The 20,476-nt window shown below is 47.8% G+C and carries 13 protein-coding genes; 9 read left to right on the forward strand and 4 right to left on the reverse strand.

Annotated features, from left to right (window positions below; translation table 11 throughout):
* Positions 1 to 53 precede the first annotated feature (53 nt).
* The 4 genes from AB8599_RS07545 to AB8599_RS07560 are packed head-to-tail and all read left to right on the forward strand — an operon-like array spanning position 54 to position 5,825.
* On the forward strand, positions 54 to 824 hold the full coding sequence (locus tag AB8599_RS07545) for a (Fe-S)-binding protein (RefSeq protein ID WP_407333128.1): 771 nt from the start codon (positions 54 to 56) through the stop codon (positions 822 to 824).
* A complete protein-coding gene (locus AB8599_RS07550) occupies positions 824 to 2,254 on the forward strand; it encodes a LutB/LldF family L-lactate oxidation iron-sulfur protein (RefSeq protein ID WP_407333129.1) in 1,431 nt (476 codons plus the stop codon). The genes AB8599_RS07545 and AB8599_RS07550 overlap by 1 nt, the downstream gene beginning before the upstream one ends.
* Positions 2,251 to 2,925 (forward strand): lactate utilization protein C, encoded by a 675-nt coding sequence (locus AB8599_RS07555; protein WP_407333130.1) that lies wholly within the window; start codon positions 2,251 to 2,253, stop codon positions 2,923 to 2,925. The genes AB8599_RS07550 and AB8599_RS07555 overlap by 4 nt, the downstream gene beginning before the upstream one ends.
* A 2-nt stretch (positions 2,926 to 2,927) precedes the next feature.
* A complete protein-coding gene (locus AB8599_RS07560) occupies positions 2,928 to 5,825 on the forward strand; it encodes an FAD-binding and (Fe-S)-binding domain-containing protein (RefSeq protein ID WP_407333131.1) in 2,898 nt (965 codons plus the stop codon).
* A gap of 111 nt (positions 5,826 to 5,936) precedes the next feature.
* On the opposite strand, the gene AB8599_RS07565 is transcribed toward AB8599_RS07560, so the two are convergent.
* From AB8599_RS07565 to hrpA, 4 genes are all read right to left on the reverse strand, one after another.
* Positions 5,937 to 6,959 (reverse strand): substrate-binding domain-containing protein, encoded by a 1,023-nt coding sequence (locus tag AB8599_RS07565; RefSeq protein ID WP_407333132.1) that lies wholly within the window; start codon positions 6,957 to 6,959, stop codon positions 5,937 to 5,939.
* Between the two features lie 181 nt (positions 6,960 to 7,140).
* Positions 7,141 to 7,995 (reverse strand): DNA ligase, encoded by an 855-nt coding sequence (locus AB8599_RS07570; protein WP_407333133.1) that lies wholly within the window; start codon positions 7,993 to 7,995, stop codon positions 7,141 to 7,143.
* 216 nt (positions 7,996 to 8,211) lie between these two features.
* The gene (locus tag AB8599_RS07575) at positions 8,212 to 8,823 is read right to left on the reverse strand and encodes a murein L,D-transpeptidase catalytic domain family protein (protein WP_407333134.1); all 612 of its coding nucleotides are present in this window, start codon (positions 8,821 to 8,823) and stop codon (positions 8,212 to 8,214) included.
* A gap of 339 nt (positions 8,824 to 9,162) precedes the next feature.
* Positions 9,163 to 13,005, reverse strand: a complete 3,843-nt coding sequence (gene hrpA / locus AB8599_RS07580) for an ATP-dependent RNA helicase HrpA (protein WP_407333197.1) — start codon at positions 13,003 to 13,005, stop codon at positions 9,163 to 9,165.
* A gap of 517 nt (positions 13,006 to 13,522) precedes the next feature.
* Between hrpA and AB8599_RS07585 the strand changes: the two genes are divergently transcribed.
* The 5 genes from AB8599_RS07585 to AB8599_RS07605 all read left to right on the forward strand — a co-directional run bounded on the left by AB8599_RS07585 (position 13,523) and on the right by AB8599_RS07605 (position 20,270).
* Entirely contained in the window at positions 13,523 to 14,359 is an 837-nt protein-coding gene (locus AB8599_RS07585) for a calcium-binding protein (RefSeq protein WP_407333135.1), read from the forward strand.
* Positions 14,360 to 14,555: 196 nt separating this feature from the next.
* Positions 14,556 to 15,539, forward strand: a complete 984-nt coding sequence (locus AB8599_RS07590) for a rhodanese-related sulfurtransferase (protein WP_407333136.1) — start codon at positions 14,556 to 14,558, stop codon at positions 15,537 to 15,539.
* 504 nt (positions 15,540 to 16,043) lie between these two features.
* Positions 16,044 to 18,209 (forward strand): lipoxygenase family protein, encoded by a 2,166-nt coding sequence (locus tag AB8599_RS07595; RefSeq protein WP_407333137.1) that lies wholly within the window; start codon positions 16,044 to 16,046, stop codon positions 18,207 to 18,209.
* Positions 18,210 to 18,255: 46 nt separating this feature from the next.
* Positions 18,256 to 18,624 carry a hypothetical protein gene (locus AB8599_RS07600; RefSeq protein WP_407333138.1) on the forward strand — a complete coding sequence of 123 codons (369 nt, stop codon included), beginning with the start codon at positions 18,256 to 18,258 and terminating at the stop codon, positions 18,622 to 18,624.
* Between the two features lie 386 nt (positions 18,625 to 19,010).
* Positions 19,011 to 20,270, forward strand: coding sequence for an outer membrane protein transport protein (locus tag AB8599_RS07605; RefSeq protein WP_407333139.1), 1,260 nt, complete (start codon positions 19,011 to 19,013; stop codon positions 20,268 to 20,270).
* Positions 20,271 to 20,476 lie beyond the last annotated feature (206 nt).

The raw sequence follows: 20,476 nt of genomic DNA on the forward strand, positions 1-20,476 counted from the left end.
TTTAAGCATACTTAGCTAGCTTTATACATGGACTCTCTCTGTGAGGACGATTTATGCAACATGCTCGGATGTACCCCGCAAAGCCCGCCAAGGTCTATCTTTATGCAACCTGCCTGGTCGATATGTTTGACCCAGATACAGGCCTTGATGCCATTTCAGTTCTTGAGCAGCAGGGCATTGACGTCATCTTTGTAGAAAAGCAAACCTGCTGTGGGCAACCCGCATATAGCTCGGGGTATACAGAAGAATCGCGTGATGTTGCCAAACACCAAATGTCCTTATTCCCCGATTCCATTCCCGTGGTCATTCTTTCTGGTTCGTGCGGTGGAATGATGGTGCATCACTACCCCAAACTTTTTGCTAAACACCCTTTCGAGCAACAAGCCACGGCATTTTCCGAGCGTGTTTTTGAATTCACCGAATTTCTCACTAATGTGTGCCGCGTTAAACTCGAAGATAAAGGTGACCCCACCGCCGTGGTTGTCCATACATCCTGCGCTGCAAGGCGAGAAATGAACGTCCACAATTACTCTGCCCACCTGTTAGGCCAGTTGAAAAACGTCGACATTAAAAAAGCAGCCTATGAAGAAGAGTGTTGTGGGTTTGGCGGAACTTTCTCTGTGCGCCATCCCAATATCAGCGAAGCCATGGTCACGGATAAAACCCATAACCTGCTTAACAGCGGCGCAATTGAACTTGTGAGTGCAGATTGGGGGTGCATGTTAAACATCAACGGTGCATTGGAATACCAAGGTAAAACGATAAAAGGACAACATATCGCACGCTTTTTGGCAAAACGCACGCATGCGAATGGAGGTGAATAATGAGTCACAACACTCCCGAGCAATTTCACCAGCAAGCCAAAGAAGCCCTTGCCGACAAAGAGCTAAGACAAAACTTCCGTGGCGCGATGGACTATCTTCGCGGTAAACGACGCGATGCCTTTCCCGATGCCGCCGAAGAAAAAGCGGTGCGCGATCGTGCTGAGGCAATACGTCAGCGCTGTTTAAGCAAATTACCTGAACTGCTCGAAAAGCTCGAATCGCAGTGCCAACGAAATGGCATTCAAGTTCATTGGGCGCAAAACGCCGATGAAGCCAACGCGCTGTTTAGTTCGCTGGCGGCAAAGCACCACGCCAAACTGATGGTAAAAGGCAAATCCATGGTAAGTGAGGAAATCGGCCTCAATCATCACATGGAAAACCAAGGCGTCCGTTGCCTTGAAAGCGACATGGGTGAATACATCGTCCAGCTCGATGGTGATACGCCTTCACACATCATCATGCCGGCTATACACAAAAATAAGCAGCAAGTTTCGGATACCTTTGAGCACAACATCCGTAATTTCATACCCACCACGGATGTCGACACCTTGATCCAAACCGGCCGCAACATGCTCCGCCAAGCCTATCAAGATGCTGAAATAGGCATTTCAGGGGTCAATTTCCCTGTGGCGGAAACCGGCACGCTGTGTTTGGTAGAAAACGAAGGCAATGGCCGCATGTGTACTACGATTCCCGATGTACACATTGCGGTCACGGGCATTGAAAAAGTGGTGGAGTTTTTATCCGACATTCCTCCCCTTTATAGCGCCTTGACCCGCTCTGCGACCGGGCAAAATATCACAACCTATTTCAATATGATCAGCGGGCCTCGCAAAGACGGTGAATTGGATGGGCCAAAAGAAGTGCATCTTATTCTTTTGGATAACGGTCGCACTCAGGCCTATCAAGATGAAGAGCTTCGTAAAACCCTGCAATGTATTCGTTGCGGCGCTTGCATGAACCATTGCCCTGTTTACACCCGCATTGGGGGTCATGCCTATGGCACTGTTTATCCCGGCCCAATCGGGAAAATCATTTCTCCACACATGATGGGTTTGGAAAGCACAAAGTCTATCGTCACCGCGTCGAGCTTGTGTGGAGCCTGCGAGGAAGTGTGTCCAGTCCGAATCCCTATTCCTTCCTTGCTGCAACGGCTACGTCAAGAAGAGAAGCACAAAGCCAGTGAAGGACGAGAGCCGCTCAAAGGGCAAGGTGCTGACAACAGCCATATCGAAAAGATGGCAATAAAGGGATTTGCGTTTGCCGCCAGTCACCCGTCGCTTTATCACAACGCGCTCAACATCGCGCGCAAGATGAATGGTGTCATACCAGAACATTTGGGCAACTGGACGCAGTGTCGCGTGAAACCCAAATTGGCGACCACATCGCTAAAAGCACGTATTGCCCAGCGCAAAGGGAGTAAATCATGACAAATCAAAGCCAACAAGCCCGCGCTGCTATTTTTGCTAAATTGAAAGCCGCGCCAAGACAAACCGTGTCTGTCCCCCTTCCAGAGTGGCAGGCATGGCAAGATGGTGATGTAAACGTGCGAGCCGATCGCCTAGCCGCTTGCATGACCACCGCGCATACTGAAATCGTACGCGCTACATCTGACAATTTGCTCGAACAACTCGTGGCCTGCTTGCGAGAGAACGGCTTTAAAAATCTGTTACTGGGGAAAGATAACCCCTTTACTACCGATCTCAGCCACGCCGATCTGGAGTGTGAAATACGCACCTATGATCAGCCTATTGATGGCATCAAAGGGGATTTGTTCAATCACACGGATGCGAGCCTCTCCGTGATCCCTGCCGCGATTGCCGATACAGGCACGCTGGCATTGGTCACAGGCGAAAAAGAACCGAGAGCTTTGTCACTCGTTCCTCCAACACATATTGCCATACTGCGAGAATGTGACATTGTTTCTAACTTCAGTGACTTGATGACAAGCGCCTTGTGGCAACAAGCCGGATGGGATACCCGCCCGCCAACCAATTTGTTGCTCATTTCGGGGCCATCAAAAACTGCCGACATTCAACAAACGCTCGCTTACGGCGCACACGGGCCGAAACGATTGATTGTATTTATGGTTAAGGAGTAACCATGAGCCAACCGCTGGCAAACGACACTAAGGGTATGTTGCTGGAGCAACTTGGCCAACGCATCCCAATGGCACGCCTTATTACGGATAATACGCGCACCCTCGCCTATGGAACGGATGCCAGCTTCTATCGTTTAATTCCAGAGATCGTGGTGCAAGCCGACGATCTGGACGACATCATCTTCATCATCAAAAGCTGTGGCAAGATGAAAGTACCTTTCACCTTTCGCGCCGCGGGAACCAGCCTTTCAGGACAAGCAGTATCAGATTCGGTACTGATCACCTTGACGGACAATTGGCGCAGCCACGAAATTTTGAACGATGGCGAGAAAATACGCCTTCAACCCGGCGTGATCGGTGCAGATGCCAATCAATACCTCGCTCCGTTCAAACGAAAAATAGGGCCAGATCCGGCGTCAATAAACAGTTGTAAAATCGGTGGCATTGCGGCTAATAACGCCAGTGGCATGTGTTGTGGTACTGCGCAAAATACCTACAAAACCGTCGATTCAATGAAAATCGTTTTCCATGACGGTACCATACTGGATACCTCAAGCGCAGAATCTATCACGGCGTTTCGCGAAAGCCATGTTGAATTGGTCAACGGTATTCAATCCCTGTGTGACGACGTGGCGCAGAATCAGGCCTTAACTGCACGTATCGCCCATAAGTATCGACTCAAAAACACCACGGGTTATGCGCTCAATGCATTGATTGACTACACCGATCCTATCGACGTGTTAACACATTTGATGGTGGGCTCAGAAGGTACACTCGGGTTTATCGCCGAAATCACTTACAACACAGTGATTGAACATCCATATAAATCATCAGCGTTATTGGTGTTTGATGACATTGAAACCGCCTCTAACGCTGTGACTGCTCTGTCGAAAACCCCCGTCTCCGCGGTTGAAATGATGGATGGCAGAGCACTGCGCTCTGTTGCCGACAAACGTGGTATGCCGGACTTTATGCCAACCCTGACACTGGAACATTGTGCGCTGTTGGTGGAATCGCGTGCCAGCGATGAAGACACGCTCTATACCCAATGTAAAAGCATCATGGCTACCCTCGCCGCTTATGATATTCGTCATCAAGTTGCGTTTACGTCTAAGCCAAAAACCGTCAACACACTGTGGGGGATTCGAAAAGGCATGTTCCCTGCGGTTGGTGCAGTGAGGCAACCAGGAACCACGGTGATCATTGAAGATGTCGCTTTCCCTGTTGAAAAACTCGCGGCAGGCGTACGAGAACTCCAAACGCTATTCCACGAATATCACTACCACGAAGCCATCATTTTTGGCCACGCGCTTGAAGGGAACTTGCACTTCGTGTTCACCCAAGGCTTTGACAGTGAAGAAGAGGTTGAGCGCTATGGACACTTCATGGACGCAGTGACCCAGCTTGTTGCCGTCAAGTATCAAGGATCTCTCAAAGCTGAACATGGAACTGGACGCAATATGGCGCCGTATGTGGAGCTTGAATGGGGAGCAGATGCGTATCAAATCATGAAGCGGATCAAGGCGCTGTTTGACCCTGAAGGCCTGCTTAACCCTGGTGTGATTATCAATGACAACCCCAAAGCGCACATCACCCACCTGAAGCCAATGCCAAAGGCTGATGATTTGGTGGACAGATGCATTGAGTGTGGGTTTTGTGAAGCCGTCTGCCCGTCCAGAACCCTGTCTCTCTCTCCACGCCAGCGCATCGTTATCTATCGTGAGTTGCGCCGATTAGATGACGCCAACGAACCAAAAAGAAAAGCCGAATTGCAAAAGGCATTTAATTACCTCGGTATTGATACCTGCGCTGCAACCGGTTTGTGTGCCGATCGCTGCCCAGTGGGCATTAACACCGGCGACTTGATCAAGAAATTGCGTACAGAGAAGTACGAGCGTTTTACGCCCATTGCTCGCTGGACAGCTAACCACTTCACCACGGTGACGGCACTAACGCGTGTGGGGTTGTCAGCAAACGAATGGTTGCAAAAGACCATCGGAGAAAAAGCGCTGGGCTCAACGATAAATGGCTTACGTAGCCTGACCAACGGAATGACACCTGAATGGCAAAATCGCTTTCCTACCGCGAATCGCCACAAGCTCAAAACAAGCGCTGAACGTAGCCTAAAGAGAGTCGTATACTTCCCTTCTTGTGCCAGCCGAAACATGGGGAGTGAAATCGGCAGTGACGAGCAACGCTCTCTCACCGAGGTGACAATGTCACTTTTAGAGCGTGCAGGTTATCAAGTTATCATTCCCAAAAACCTGAGCAACCAATGCTGTGGCATGCCCTATGACAGCAAAGGCATGAACGCGATTAGCAAAGACAAAAGCTATCGCCTAGAAGCCACACTATGGCAATCCAGTGAGATGGGTAAACTTCCTATTTTAATGGACACCAGTCCCTGCGTAAAACTGAGCAAAGAACTGTTCTCTTTCCCTCTGAATGTGTTTGAGCCGTCCAGTTTCGTGCTCAAACACTTGGTGGATGAGCTGGATATCACGCCAGTTGATGAAACCATCATGCTCCACATTACCTGCAGCACGAGAAAGATGGGTCTAGCAGATTCATTGCTGAAAGTAGCAAAAGCCTGCGCGAAAGAAGTCATTGTGCCTGAGCAAATCGAATGCTGTGGGTTCGCAGGGGATAAGGGATTTTTCACACCAGAATTGAATGCAGCGGCCGTTGCACCCCTCAAAATGCAAATTCCAGAAGGTTGTTCAAGAGGATTCAGTAACAGTCGGACATGTGAAATTGGGCTCACCTATCACAGCGGTATTTCCTATCGTTCCATTTTGTACTTACTGAATGAAGTGTCGACTAAGCGCCAAGAAACAGCCACTGAACAAAAGTCTAATGCTACATCTAGGCCTAAACGAGCGAAGAAAAGCGAGGCTTGATCCCACGTCACCAGACGATGATGAATTTAGCCGAACCCTAGTTGAATAAGTAGCTGAATAAGCAGTTGAATAGATAAACCGTATAACAAGGTCTTCCGACTAGATTGGCAATCAAATTGGCGAGAGCAAGCTCTCGCCTTCGTCTAACTCAAACGTTAACGGCTCCGTAAACAAACTGCGCCCTTCTATCGTCGCTAGCAGTGACAAGGCCGCCTGCTCGCCGGTTTCGACATCCGGCGTCACAATGCTGGCCAGTCTTGGCATCATGGATTGGCCAATATCCAACGCATGAATACCCGCAATACCGACATCTTCTGGCACTCGTAAATCAAGCTGTTGGCATTCGAGCAACACGCCTGCCGCCAATTCATCATCGGTACAAAAAAATGCGTCAGTGTCCGAGTAGCGCTCCATCACTTTTCGCGCCATTTTCCTTGCGAGGGAAACTGAGGACTCGGATTTCGCGGTTAGGCTTCTCGCCTTAAAACCAGCTTGTTCCATGGCATTCACATAACCCTGCAGCTTACTCTGAGTTCGAATCCCCTTTTTGGCACTCAAACACACAATGTTCTGGTAGCCCCGCTCAATCATCAGCGACACCATCGACATTGCAGCAAGCTCATTATCGATACCCACAGACATTGTGTTGGCGCCGTCTTCCGTGCTCATCGTTTTGGCCGCCGCAAGCACTTCAATAAATGGAATACCCGCCGTGTCTATCATCTTCAATGTGCGGTCCGAGTGTTCATTGTCCGCCAGGATCAAACCATCCACGTTAAACGAAAGCAGCGATTGAATCCGCTGCTCTTCAATCTCAGCGGCGTAACCACCGTGCGCCACCATCACTTGATAGTTAGCCGCTTCCGTGACCTTTTCGATCCCCTTGATAACTTGCTGAAAAACTGGATGGCTGAGCGAAGGGAGAACCACACCAATCGTTCGACTGCTGCGATTAGAAAGAATGTCTGGCACACGGTTAGGAATATAACCCAAATGATCCAAAGCGCTTTGAATGCTCTCGCCTGTCGATTTCGCCACTTTGTCGGGGTACTTCAAGTAGCGACTCACTGTCATTTTGGTGACACCAACTATCTCGGCGACATCTTGCATCGTTGGCCGACGTTTTTTCTGCATAACCCACAATCCCTAACCGAACGACGAAATCAGTCGCTTTGTTAAATTTTTGAACAATTTCAGAAATTTGCCAGCGCACATATGCAAAGTGTGACTAAAGGTTTCCTTTTATCACCGACCACCCTCATTAGGCATGATTCAAAGCCTTACAGTACGCAGAACGTGTTGTTTGCGTCTTCCGCTATTGTTTTGAGCTATCAATACGCATATAGCGAGCAAATTTAGGGATGCCGTTTTTTGTAAAACCATTGTGACGGTAGGTAATCTTGGCGCCAATCTCAGGCGGATTTTCTCGTTGATTGTCTGAAAACCCTGTACCGATTTTGAACTCTTTTCCATCCGGCATTTTAACAAGCAACGCGCCAAGGCGGCCTTGGTGTTTTCCTTTTCCAGCGAGATGCCCAATCACTTGCGCTTCAGCATCATCCGCTACTTTCATTTTGATCACGTTGCCAGAACGTCCTGCTTCATAGGTGCCAGTGCGCTTTCGCAACATCAATCCCTCACCACCCGCACTGTTGACCTCGTTTAATACGCTCAACAATGCTGACTCACTTTCTACGGGATAATGCTCAACGTAACCAAGATGTGGAATCTTAAGCTCAAGCGCCATGTTTTTAAATTGTGTGTAACGTTCGTCAAAGTCATCAAGGCTAGCTGGCATATCAAACACCATAAAACGAATGTTTTTCCATTCCTCGTCATCAGGCTTGCTGTCCATTACTGCTGCCATGGTTGCTTCAAACTGATTGCGGCCAATCCAAAACTCTCCCTCTAACGGGATGTCAGGTAAATTTGCGATAAACCAATCAGGGGCATAAATCTGCTTTCCTTGGCGAGTAAAGAAAGCGTGACCGCTCCAATAGGCGCGAATGCCATCCAGTTTTTCGCTATATAAATATTGCTGCCATTCACCGATGGCTTTACGTTCATAGCTGACCGCCAATTGAGGCTTGTAAGGCAAGGAGTTCGTCGCGTGTGCTTGCGGAAGGGTTAATCCTAATGTGATGGCAAGCAGGAGTGGTGTGGGCTTCATGCATTCGTCCTTTTCAATAAGTGAGCGCCGCCAATATTGCGCGACGCATTCACTGATTCCAGTTGCGATGCATTTTCTTGGACGCCCCAAAAATTCGGGGCATCAACGTTGCACTGATAAGCAAAAAAAAGGCGTATTGATCAAAATACGCCGAACGAACACGTTTAAGTTATCAAGTCATCTATACCCAAACAACCTTAAGATGCTTAGGTATATTTACCCAAAGGCGTAAATGTAAGTCCCGTTTTTGATGGTGTTGATCACTTTCTTCGATAAATAGCTTGGCAACGCAGGACAGCCCCAACTTCTGCCAAGTTGGCCGGTTTTCGAAATAACTTTCGGATGGGCGTATGCCGCACCATGAATCACAATAGCCCGCTTACGCGCATTGTCATTTAAGCCTTTTGACAGTCCATCGAGGCGCAATGAATAGCCATGCTTTCCGTAATAGGTTTCCGCAGAGCGAAAAATACCTATCGAGGTTTGATGCGAGTTAATGCGGTTTGAAAAATCTTTAGCGTAAAGATTACCGCTGTTTTTTCCGTGCGAAACATAAGATGAAAACAGCGTTTTACGCTTCGCCGCATCAATCACCCAAAAGCGCTTTTGCGAAGATGGCTTACTATAATCAATCAAAGTGAAAATAGAGGTATCACCCTTATGCGTTCTGAAATGGTTATACGCTTTTTTAAACTTATCGTAAGAGACTTCATGAGATAGCTTTAGTTGGCTATACATGGCTCTCGCATCGGGGAGATGCGTGGCAAAAACATTTGTCGAAAAAACAAATAAAGTCAGCGCAAACAGCGCTTTTACTACCCTAAACATGTTATTCCCTATCAATCAGCACATCATTTACACCGAGTTCCCAAAAGCCATTGTTATGCTGGGAAGTGACAAATGAGTACCAAGATTCGTGCCAGTTCAAACATGACAACGAATAGTTATGGTCATTCAAAGAGTTAGAATTTGAGTGATATTCTGGCTTAGGTGTTTTTCACCATTCAAGCCTAATCAGGCTGATGTTAAGGGCATATGCTTGCCGCTTGTCAGCAATCTGTTGCGAAGATCTTGCCACAGCGGCAAAAAGTGAGAAAGCCAGCATAACGGCTGGCTTTCTGTTTTTAAGGTAAGGTGCATCTGATTTGAAACAGGGCTGTAAAGCGCCTATATGAGGCTGATCGCATTTTTAATGCGCTTATCAGAAATCGGGTAAGGCGTTCCTAATTGCTGAGCAAAATAGCTAACGCGTAACTCTTCAATCATCCAGCGGATCTCTTTCACCGCCTCTGGGATTTTCTGCCCTTTGGGTATTTTGTTGAGCAGCTCTTTGTACTCTCCCGTAATGGCTTCGATTTTCAACATGTGAAGACGGTCTTTGTTCGGATCAATCGGTAGCTTTTCTAAGCGTCGTTCAACGGCGTTCAGATAACGTTGAATATCTGGAAGTCGCTTCCAGCCGCACTCTGTCGCAAACCCTTTAAAGATAAGCCCATCGACCTGTGCTTTTATGTCGGACAATGCAAACGCCATTGTGAAATCGATCTTACCCTTCAGCTTTTTATTGATGTTGAAGGCTGTCGTTAGGATTTGTTCCACCTGTTTGGCGATATCCACCACAGTGTCACCTAACTCAGCGCGTACGTATTCTTTCAAAGCATCAAACGCTTCTGGCTCCCACTTGATGCCACCCTGCGCTTCAATCAATTTATCGACGCCACAGGCAATGCAATCATCAATCAAATCTAAAACGCGGCCATAAGGGTTAAAATACAGCCCTAACTTGGACTTGTTCGGCAAATTGTCATGCAAGTACTTAATCGGCGACGGCACGTTCAACAAAATCAAACGACGCTGGCCCTGTTGCATGAACTGACGTTGTTCTTCTTCCGTTTCGAACAGCTTAATCCCTACTGAGTCTTTGTTATCGACAATGGCTGGGAAGGCTTTGACTTCAAAGCCGCCGCGTTTTTGCTGGTACATCTGCGGCAGTTGACCAAAGCTCCACGTCGTCAGCCCTTGCTGCTCAATATCGTCGTCAGCGACTTGCGACAGGGTTTCTTGAACCTTTTCCTTCAAGCTCTCTTTCAGTGCGAAAAGGTCATGGTGCTCTTTGAGTTTTCGATTCTTATGGTCGACTGCCCTAAACGTAATTTTCAGGTGATCGGGCAATTGATCAAGCTGCCAATTGTCTCGTATGACCGTCACACCCGTCATTCGCTTCAGCTCTTTTTCAAGTGCATCAAGAAGCGGCGCTTCCATTGGTGTTACGCGCTGAAGGAAGGCGGATGCATAGTTTGGCGCAGGCACAAAGTTACGTCGTAACGTTTTAGGTAGCGATTTGATCAATGCCACCACGAGTTCATGACGAAGCCCCGGAATTTGCCAATCAAAGCCCTCTGGCTCGACCTGATTTAACACAGGCAACGGAATATGAACTGTTACACCATCATGATCTAAACCCGGCTCAAACTGATACGAAAGCTTGAGCTTCAAGTTACCTTGGTGCCAGAAGTTCGGGTAGTCCAACTCAGTAATGTGGCTGGCATCACCCGCGAGCAGCATGGCTTTTTCGAAGTTCAGCTTTTCCGGTTCGTCACGGCTAACTTTCTTCCACCACGAATCGAAATGACGGCCAGACACAATCGATGTTTCAATGCGCTGATCGTAGAACTCATAAAGGGTGTCATCGTCCACCAGAATGTCACGGCGACGTGATTTCTTTTCGAGCTCTTCCACTTCCGCCAGAAGCTTACGGTTCTGATGATAAAACTTATGTTTGGTTTCCCAATCCCCTTCCACCAGCGCTGAGCGAATGAAGATTTCACGACTAACGACAGGATCGATGTTGCCGTAATTCACTTTGCGCTTTGGCACAATTGGAATGCCATAAAGCATGACTTTTTCGTGGGCAAACACGGCGGCCTGCTTTTTCTCCCAGTGCGGTTCACTGTAGCTGCGCTTAATCAGGTGCTTGGCTAAGGGCTCAACCCACTCAGGCTGAATTTTCGCGGCAACGCGACCCCAAAGTTTTGACGTTTCCACCAGCTCAGCCACCATCACCCACTTTGGCTGCTTCTTGAAAATGCCAGAACCGGGGAAAATACCGAAACGCGCATTGCGGGCGCCTTGATACTCGTTCTTTTCCTGATCTTTCAAACCAATGTGAGAGAGCAACCCCGCGAGCAATGACATGTGGATGGCTTGGTAATCCGCAGGCTCTTGGTTGATTTTCAAACCAAGTTCATGCACCACCTGACGGATTTGGAAATGCACATCTTGCCATTCACGCACGCGCAAATAGTTAAGGTATTCTTTTTTGCACTGCTTGCGGAACTGATTGCCGGACAGAGCTTTTTGTTGCTCGGACAGGTAATCCCACATGTTCACAAACGACAGGAAATCCGATTCTTTGTCGCTGAAACGGCGATGCTGCTCATCAGAGGCTTGTTGCTTGTCTGAAGGACGCTCGCGCGGATCTTGAATTGATAGTGCAGCGGCGATCACCATGACTTCTTTCAGTGCGCCCATGCGTCCTGATTCCAACACCATACGCGCTAAACGCGGGTCGATAGGCAGTTTTGCCAATGCGCGCCCCGTTTCGGTCAGGTGTTTGTGATCATCATGGCTTTTACCTTCTTTCAGTGCGCCTAACTCTTCGAGCAAACGAACACCGTCTGAAATGTTGCGGCTATCTGGTGGCTGAACAAACGGGAAGGCAGCGATATCACCCAACCCAATCGCCGTCATTTGCAGAATAACGGACGCCAAGTTAGTGCGAAGGATCTCTGGATCGGTAAATTCAGGGCGAGATAGAAAATCGTCTTCCGAGAACAAACGAATACAAATACCGTCAGACACACGACCACATCGGCCTTTACGCTGATTGGCACTGGCTTGCGAAATTGCTTCAATCGGCAGGCGCTGAACCTTGGTGCGATAGCTATAGCGGGAAATACGTGCTGTACCTGGGTCGATCACATATTTAATGCCAGGTACTGTCAGTGAGGTTTCTGCCACGTTGGTCGCAAGCACAATTCGGCGGCCAGTATGGGTCTGGAATACACGGTTTTGTTCACCCGACGACAAACGCGCATATAACGGCAAGATCTCAGTACCACGCAGATTACGTTTTTCCAACGCATCTGCGGTATCACGGATTTCCCGTTCACCATTCATGAAAATCAGAATGTCGCCCGGCCCTTCATCATGCAGTTCATCAACAGCATCAAAAATAGCCTGCAGTTGATCGCGATCCGTATCTTCACTGTCTTCCACTAATGGACGATAACGAACTTCAACAGGATAAGTACGACCAGACACTTCAATGATCGGCGCACCACGAAAGTGATTCGAGAAACGTTCTGGATCAATGGTCGCGGAGGTGATGATAAGTTTGAGATCAGGGCGCTTTGGCAGTAACTGCTTCAAGTAGCCAAGAATAAAGTCGATATTCAGGCTGCGCTCGTGCGCTTCATCAATAATGATGCAGTCATATTGGTTCAGGTAGCGATCGTGCTGAATTTCAGCCAGCAAAATACCGTCTGTCATCAGTTTTACGCGTGACGCGTCTGAGACCTGATCGTTAAATCGAACTTTGTAGCCAACTGTTTGGCCAAGCTCTGATTCCAATTCTTCCGCAATACGTGTCGCTACCGTGCGCGCAGCCAGGCGACGCGGCTGAGTATGACCAATTACCCCAGATACACCCAGCCCCAATTCCATACAGATTTTTGGTAGCTGCGTGGTTTTACCTGAGCCGGTTTCACCCGCAACAATCACCACCTGATTGTTTGCGATGGCTTCTGCGATGTCGTTTTTCTTTTGACTAACTGGCAGTTGTTCTGGGTAAGTAATTTTTGGTGTGTTCACTTGGCGCTGGATGCGCACCTGCATTGATTTTGCGATGTCTAAGGCGATCTGATCGAATGCAGCCTGACGGTCAGCGTCTTTCTTAATGCGTTGTGCACCCTTGATGCGCTTGCTGAGACGAAACTTGTCTCGAAGCATGCAGTCGTCAAGCGCACCGAATAGTGTTTTCGCGTTATTTTGATGGATTGAAGCAGTCAAAACGGTATCCAAGAAATGCTGTTAGTGATGAAGATAAATACACGGTACGAACACACTGAACAAATGTGCACAATGCCGTTTTAAAAATTGCGACGATTCTAGCACAGTCGCTATCAAACACCCTCTCCTATCTCTTATAAGTAACGTGCACCTTTGCATTGACAAAGATGACGTAATTGAAGCACTTAGCAAAACGGCATATCGACGCGAGATTCTGTGCGTTATCCCTGAACTTTATCTCGGCTGGAAAGGCCTGTTTCGACCCTTTCAGATACTGTTGATTAACAGCGTTATCGCGCAACTATTGTGTACAGAGCGCGCAACAATCTTAGCGTTAATACGAGCGTATCAACCTCCTCTGTGACGGTGATAGTCAGCTTACTGAGACATCGGATGTCAGACAAATCTATACACTTTAACGTACGACATACCTAGCTGGACCACGATGGAGATAACAATGATAACAGTGTATGGAATTGACTTTGATTATGTCGCTCTAGGATCGGATGATGACGATACGCTCAGCGGCATGAATGGCAATGACTTTTTAAATGGGCTGGACGGAAATGACGGGATCATAGGCTTTGGTGGAGATGACGTTATCGTTGGGGATGACATTCCGTTCGATGAATATTTCGAGGCCGAAGCCGATGAGCTAGCAGACACTATAAGTGCACTGTATGAATCAGTGAGAGAGCAAGACTTCTCATGGGTCTCTCCGTCCGACGTCAGCATGGCGATGGCTAGCATTCAGTCATTTGTGGCAGAGAACCCCGAATTTCTTAACCATATAGCTTCCATCGGCGGCGATGATAGCCTAGTTGGCGGCAAAGGCAATGACATTATCTATGGTGGTGCGGGTGATGATTATCTTGCCGGCGGCAGTGGCGACGACATTCTGATTGGCCTGTCCGGTGACAATGATTTGTTGGGCGGGTTCGGTAGTGACGTATTGATTGGCGGGATTGGCGACGATCGACTTTTCGGCAATGACGGTACCGATTATCTGATCGGCAGCAGCGGTAATGATTTCTACATTGGCGGTGAAGGTGAAGATTATTTCGTGTTTACCCACCTTCTTGAAGGCGAACAAAGCCAAGATCGCATCGTCGATTTCGAACAAGACACTGACCGAGTGTTTCTACTCAATGTTGCAGAGCGCTTTGACGATCTTGATATCAATCAAGTGGGATCAACCGTGGTTTTGACTATGTCTGATAGCCACGCGATCACGTTTAACAACTCACAGTTATCCGACTTCTCATCTGATGACTTCCTCTTTTACAATGTGTAACGTCGACTGCAAAATCACAAGCTAACCCTCTGTAAAATAAAGGAAACGAAAGGCAAGTATTCAGCCTTTCGTTTCTGTGCAAATCTGCATCACACACTTTGCCAGATAAATACCCCTATAATTTATGCATATTTGTTAAGAACAACCTCGGCTACAATGCGCGCCATTGCCGCATCGTTATAAGAAAGGAATACTCGTGAGTCAGTTTGTTGTCTGCGCCCTGTATAAGTTTGTTGAACTAAAAGATTACCAAGATCTTCAAGCGCCCTTGACGGCCTTCATGGAAGAAAACCACATTCGCGGTACATTACTGCTCGCCCAGGAAGGGGTGAACGGAACGGTTTCAGGACCTCGCGAAAGCATTGATCGCTTGCTTGCGTACCTCAATGCAGACCCGCGCCTTACTGGTATCAATTACAAAGAATCATTCAGCGACGAACAGCCTTTCAACCGCACTAAGGTCAAACTCAAGAAAGAGATCGTCACCATGGGTGTTGAAGGCATTGATCCACGCCACGTGGTGGGCACTTACGTGAAACCGGCCGATTGGAACGCACTAATCGCCGATCCTGACGTCTTTGTCGTAGATACCCGCAACGATTATGAAATCGAGCTAGGTACTTTTGAAGGTGCCGTGAACCCGCATACGGAAACGTTTCGTGAATTCCCTGACTACGTCAAAGAAAACATGGACCCAACCAAGCACAAGAAAGTCGCCATGTTTTGCACAGGCGGTATTCGCTGCGAAAAATCCACGGCGTATATGAAAGAGCAAGGGTTCGATGAGGTCTATCACCTTGAAGGTGGTATTTTGAAATACCTCGAAGAAGTGCCCGAAGAAAACAGCCTTTGGAAAGGCGATTGCTACGTGTTTGATGGGCGTGTTGCGGTGAACCACCAACTAGAACAAAGCGACTATGCGCTTTGTAATGCCTGTCGTTTGCCGATAACGCAAGAAGACAAACAAAGCCCTCAGTTTGAGCAAGGCGTCAGTTGCCCTAAATGCTTTGGCAAACATAGCGAAGAGCAAATTGCAGGGTTTAGAGAGCGCGAAAAACAAGTTCAGCTTGCCAAGCAACGGGGTGAAACCCATGTTGGTGCTGACGCGATAAAACACAAACAACTTAAACGTGCGCAAAAGTTATCGCTAAAAGAAAAGCAACGCTCGCGCCGTAAGTAAATAGTACGATGAAAAACACTGGCCGACCCCCTCGGCCAGTTTTGCTCTATTACTCTTTTGAGAATCACGCCCTCTCAGTCTTCATCACATCAATTTTTACCGAACGGTATCATTTATACCATGCCTTGCTTGTCATAAATCACAGACACTCATCGCTATTCGCCCAGCAAGTCACACACCCCACACTTAAATCCCATACGAAATGTAATCGATTAACCTGCCAATCTCATTACTGAGAGATTAAAAGTGTAAAAAATATTTACACTCGATGTAGGTCAAGGAAATTACGTCATGAATCCACGTTTCTTTATTGTGCCTGTTGGGACAAGAGTTCTTCGTGTTCGGATAACACTTCTTTGCCTCTCTGTTGTTAACGTTAAACCTATGCAGTGTGTTTTGATTTCTGTCCGTCAAAAACCAAATATTTGCTGACAGGTAGTCGGCACTGCTTACGCTCGAGATCAATCACGTGACGTATCCACCAGCAATTAAAGGGATGAAACAATGAGTGATAACAAAATTGCGGAGCTCAGAGCACTAATTAATGCACCAAGCCCAGAGTCCGACAGCAGTACCAGCAATTTGACCCGGTCTGATCGATTTTTCAACAAACAGTGTTACGACGGCACAGATTTCGTACAAGGCGGCCCCGAAATCGGCTTGGGTGGCAATGAAAAACGGCTAGATCCTTACCCCATGGTTTCTCTGCCGCAATACGACACCATCACGCTCTCTGAGCGCCAGCAAGCCTTATTAAAGGCAAAGGAAGAACACTTCTTTGAATATGCTAAATTGCCGGGTGCCGTTATACATGGGAACGTGACTACCCTGGATGTGCAAGATGCCAATGAATGGCGATATCGTGGTGGACTGGAAGAAGCGGAATACAACTTTGGCGTCAATGATGCAGACCCTGACTTTGTCGGTGTTCGCTTGTTTGAGGGTACGATTGCCTATCTTGAAAAAAACTTTTTAACCATCGTACTTTCCCCTGATATTGCCCAAAAGTTCATTAATTTACTGACCGTTGTTTACAGCTCTTTGGCAGACAACAGACCCGGTCGTATCACGTTTGAAATTATGGATCCCATCCTGCTCACTTTCCCAAGCCGAAAGTGTAACAATCTGGATGAACTCGATTTCTATCCCGACTTTTGCACCACGCATCCGCAGTATGAGCAACGCATTAAGCAATGGCCTAAAGCGCCGTATGACAATGATTTCCGCTCAGATGATGTTGTAGGTTGGCTAGTCACTGCCGCGCCAACGCCGGTATTTAACTATTTGAAGCCTTATACCCAACACATGCAAAAATTTCCCGTCTCCAATAAACACTTTAAACGTGTTGCGGGCTTTGAGTCCGATGACATTGACCAAGCCATGGCAGAAGACCGACTCTTCATTCTTGATTTCAAAGACTTTCATGATGAAACCGTCGCGCCACGAAACTGGGATAACGCGGGCGCAAGGCTGCACGCCAGTATTGCCTTATTCGCGATTCCAGCAAATGGTGGTGCTTTGAAAACCATCGCGATTCAACCGACCCAAAAACCGATCGGCTATTCGTTTTGGGATAACTACAACTGGCTTTTTCTCAATGTTTTTGGCTACGGTGATCAGAAAAATCCCCCATCGCGCATCGTTACCCCTGCGGATAATTACTGGGCATGGCAGATGGCGAAAAACACTGTCACAACCATGACGTCCATGGCTGCAGTTGTGGACCATTTGTCAACTCACGTCTATCTTGGCCCTATTCCAGTCGCTTATTTCCGAAATATTCCCAATCATCACCCTTTACGTCCACTGCTGGACACACACTTGATGGCGTTGGTTACCAATAACCATACTGGGATCTTTGAAGAGGTGGGTGTTCAAGTTATTGGCGAGGCCGACCCTTATGGCAACCCTTATAACGGTCTGTTGACCGGGGCTATTCAGCGTCTGTCTGGTTTTAGTAGCACCACATTTTTAAACGCCACTGTGCGAAGGAAAAACCATTACCACTTTTTTGAGCACAGCACACCGTTTGATCGAATGGAAGATCCTGCGTTCTCTCAATTGGAGGACTATCCACAACATGATGACAATCGATTAATGCCAATCATCCATGAATGGGTCGATGGCTACCTTCGCTTGTATTATCACTCTGACCAAGATGTCCGTGATGACAATGAGGTTCAAGCTTTCCTTTATGAAACCACCCATGAAGGCAGAGTTCGCGGCTTCCCCGGCAATGCAGATTCAATCGAAGAACTTGTCGATATTGTCGCAAGGATTGTTTACTGGATGTCCGTCAACCATGGTTTCACCAGTCTTGCATCGTTCATGAAGTTAGGCGCACTCGGTTTTTATCGCGATCACCCTATAGAGCCGACTCACCCTTATTCAGAAAGAGATTGGCTCAACGTATGTCCACCGATGAATGTTGGCGCGGGGTTGTTCTTCTTTTCGCGGATCTTTACGGATCTGCCGGAAGACTGGCACCGCTCTTTGGGTAAATACCCCAAAGGCCAGTTCAAGCATGATTACAACGTCTATCCGTTACTCGATGTTTTCCAATCACAACTTCAGGATCTCGATGACGAAATACGTGCGAAGAACTCAGAACGCCGCTGGAGTTATGATTTGAGAATGCCTTCAACCATCACGGTCAGCCCTTGGAATTAATGACTTGGAACGACGGCTTTGACATTGAAGTTTTTGGAGACCCAATATGAAACAAATTGATTTAACACGAAGAGCAACCATGCGAACCCTTCTCATTGCAGGGGGATCTTGTCTGGCGCTGTCTCAAATCAACATTTGGAAGCAGCCAAAACGTGCATTAGCGTCAACGACAGACAATGCTAAATCGCTTGCTGCGGCGGAGGAACTCGAATTATCGTCCCCGGAGCAAGACGTGTTCGTCGCAATAAAGAAAAACCTGACGTACTCAAAAACAGTAAAAGATGAACAGATCGCGGAATTTGCAAAGCGCATTGTTGACACCAGCCCACCCAACACGGATTTCAAACATGCCTTTTCAAGTTTGCAGAAAGAGTTTCAATTGATGGAATACTTTATTCGCTACATTCATGCGTAGACATGCGAGGCGGAGTGCTCAAAAAGTAGATAGCGACAACGGTAACCAAGGCTAGGTAACCAATGTGACGTGATGAATAAGCGAGGCTAATACCGTTTAGCCTCGCTTTTTTGCGTTTTATCGCCTCGCAAAACAAACGGCAATAAGGGACAAGTATTACTGTGTATGGCATATATTTGTTTTTGCCAACCAATCCAGTCATATCTTTTCATTTCAGCACTAGGTTTGTGACTCACTCAGCCCAGATTTCCTGGGGTACGCCGCTACAGATAGTCTTATGGCATCCCAAGACAACTCAATTGTTCAAGTGACACTTAACATCAAATAGCACCTTTCTAGAACATGGAAAGCTCTTGCATTAACGATATGAAATCATGGAGGTCTAGATGTTAATGTCACATCATCACAAAGTGAGATTGAGCCAATCGGCAATATTCATCGCGGCGGCACTCAGCGCAGCGACTGCGAGTGCGGCCGGCTATCAAATTGCCTTCGACTCTGTCAGCGGGCTAGGACGCGCTTATGCAGGTGAAGCGGCCATTGGCGACAGTGCTTCAGCAATGGGACGAAACCCTGCCCTTATGGCGCTATTCAAGCAGGCTGAGGTGTCGGGTGCACTGATTTACTTTGACGCCGATATTAGCGTGACGGGCGACAGCCAAGCCTTATCGTCAGATGATACGGTTCCCAATCAGTTTGTCCCTTCGACGTATTACGTTCAACCCATCGACGAAAAGTTGGCTTTCGGGTTGGGGTTCTATTCCAACTATGGGCTGGGCACTGATTTAAAAGATGACTTCGCTGCGGGCGATATTGGCGGCGACACTGCGTTACTGTCCGTCAACCTAAACCCTTCTGTTTCTTATCGTATCAATCCTATGTTTAGTGTGGGGGCTGGCGTTAGCGTGATTTACGCCACGGGGGAAGTGAACCGCCGCTATGGCGCGGCAAATCCAACATCTCCATCAGGGAAAATACTAAGCTGGGAGGCTGATGACTGGGCGTTTGGATGGAATGTAGGTGCGCTGTTCGAACTGGACAATAACAACCGCTTTGGCCTCGCGTATCGCGCAGGTGTTGATCTGGAACTTGGCGGTGATTTCACGGACCATACACCCGGTTTGGTCGCGATCCCCAACGGTGGCGTCGCAGACAGCAACTCGAATGTCCCCTTGCCCGCGACAGCAGAGTTTTCTGGTTTCCATCAACTGACACCACTGTTCGCGGTTCACTACAGTGCGTTTTGGACTCAATGGAGCGATTACACCGAGTTCAAAGCCAGTGGTTCGGGCTGTTCTATCAACGGCGGAACGTGTTTCGTTAAGCCTGAAAAATATGATGACAGTTGGCGCTGGGCATTAGGGGCAACCTATCAGCTAAACCCAGCCATCAAACTCAGAGCAGGCATCGCATTAGACGAGAAAGCGGGGGCCACAACCTTGAGCATTCCAGACCAAGATGCATTGTGGTTCTCCACGGGTGTCAACTACCAGCACAGCTCAGAATGGTCATTTGATCTTGGTCTTGCTTATATGGACAGATCTAACGAAACCTACACCGAGACCAGCCTGTTTGTTGGAGAGCAAACCTATCGCGCAGAAGGCCATCTTGTGATCCTTGGCGCGCAAGCCAATTACCGTTTTTAGAAATGCCGAGACCGTGTTAGCTCACTACCTTGATGCTATATAATTGGATTCAATATGAATAACTTCCAATAGCCCACTTTGCTGGGCTATTTTTTTATTTTCGGTTGACACAAAGCGAGATCCCTCTGCCTATTCCCCTTCCACATCATCTTCAAACTTCATCGTTACCCCATTGACTTCACGCAACGTGCTTACACGCCCGCAAA

This window comes from Enterovibrio litoreus (assembly GCF_045679545.1).
Lineage (GTDB): Bacteria > Pseudomonadota > Gammaproteobacteria > Enterobacterales > Vibrionaceae > Enterovibrio.

Bases quoted from the DNA above. Each gene is read 5' to 3' on its own strand.
- AB8599_RS07585 (WP_407333135.1), top strand. From the start codon at position 13,523: ATGATAACAGTGTATGGAATTGACTTTGATTATGTCGCTCTAGGATCG.
- AB8599_RS07595 (WP_407333137.1), top strand. From the start codon at position 16,044: ATGAGTGATAACAAAATTGCGGAGCTCAGAGCACTAATTAATGCACCA.
- AB8599_RS07565 (WP_407333132.1), bottom strand. From the start codon at position 6,959: ATGCAGAAAAAACGTCGGCCAACGATGCAAGATGTCGCCGAGATAGTT.
- AB8599_RS07570 (WP_407333133.1), bottom strand. From the start codon at position 7,995: ATGAAGCCCACACCACTCCTGCTTGCCATCACATTAGGATTAACCCTT.
- AB8599_RS07600 (WP_407333138.1), top strand. From the start codon at position 18,256: ATGAAACAAATTGATTTAACACGAAGAGCAACCATGCGAACCCTTCTC.
- AB8599_RS07550 (WP_407333129.1), top strand. From the start codon at position 824: ATGAGTCACAACACTCCCGAGCAATTTCACCAGCAAGCCAAAGAAGCC.
- hrpA (WP_407333197.1), bottom strand. From the start codon at position 13,005: ATGCTTCGAGACAAGTTTCGTCTCAGCAAGCGCATCAAGGGTGCACAA.
- AB8599_RS07555 (WP_407333130.1), top strand. From the start codon at position 2,251: ATGACAAATCAAAGCCAACAAGCCCGCGCTGCTATTTTTGCTAAATTG.
- AB8599_RS07575 (WP_407333134.1), bottom strand. From the start codon at position 8,823: ATGTTTAGGGTAGTAAAAGCGCTGTTTGCGCTGACTTTATTTGTTTTT.
- AB8599_RS07605 (WP_407333139.1), top strand. From the start codon at position 19,011: ATGTTAATGTCACATCATCACAAAGTGAGATTGAGCCAATCGGCAATA.
- AB8599_RS07545 (WP_407333128.1), top strand. From the start codon at position 54: ATGCAACATGCTCGGATGTACCCCGCAAAGCCCGCCAAGGTCTATCTT.
- AB8599_RS07560 (WP_407333131.1), top strand. From the start codon at position 2,928: ATGAGCCAACCGCTGGCAAACGACACTAAGGGTATGTTGCTGGAGCAA.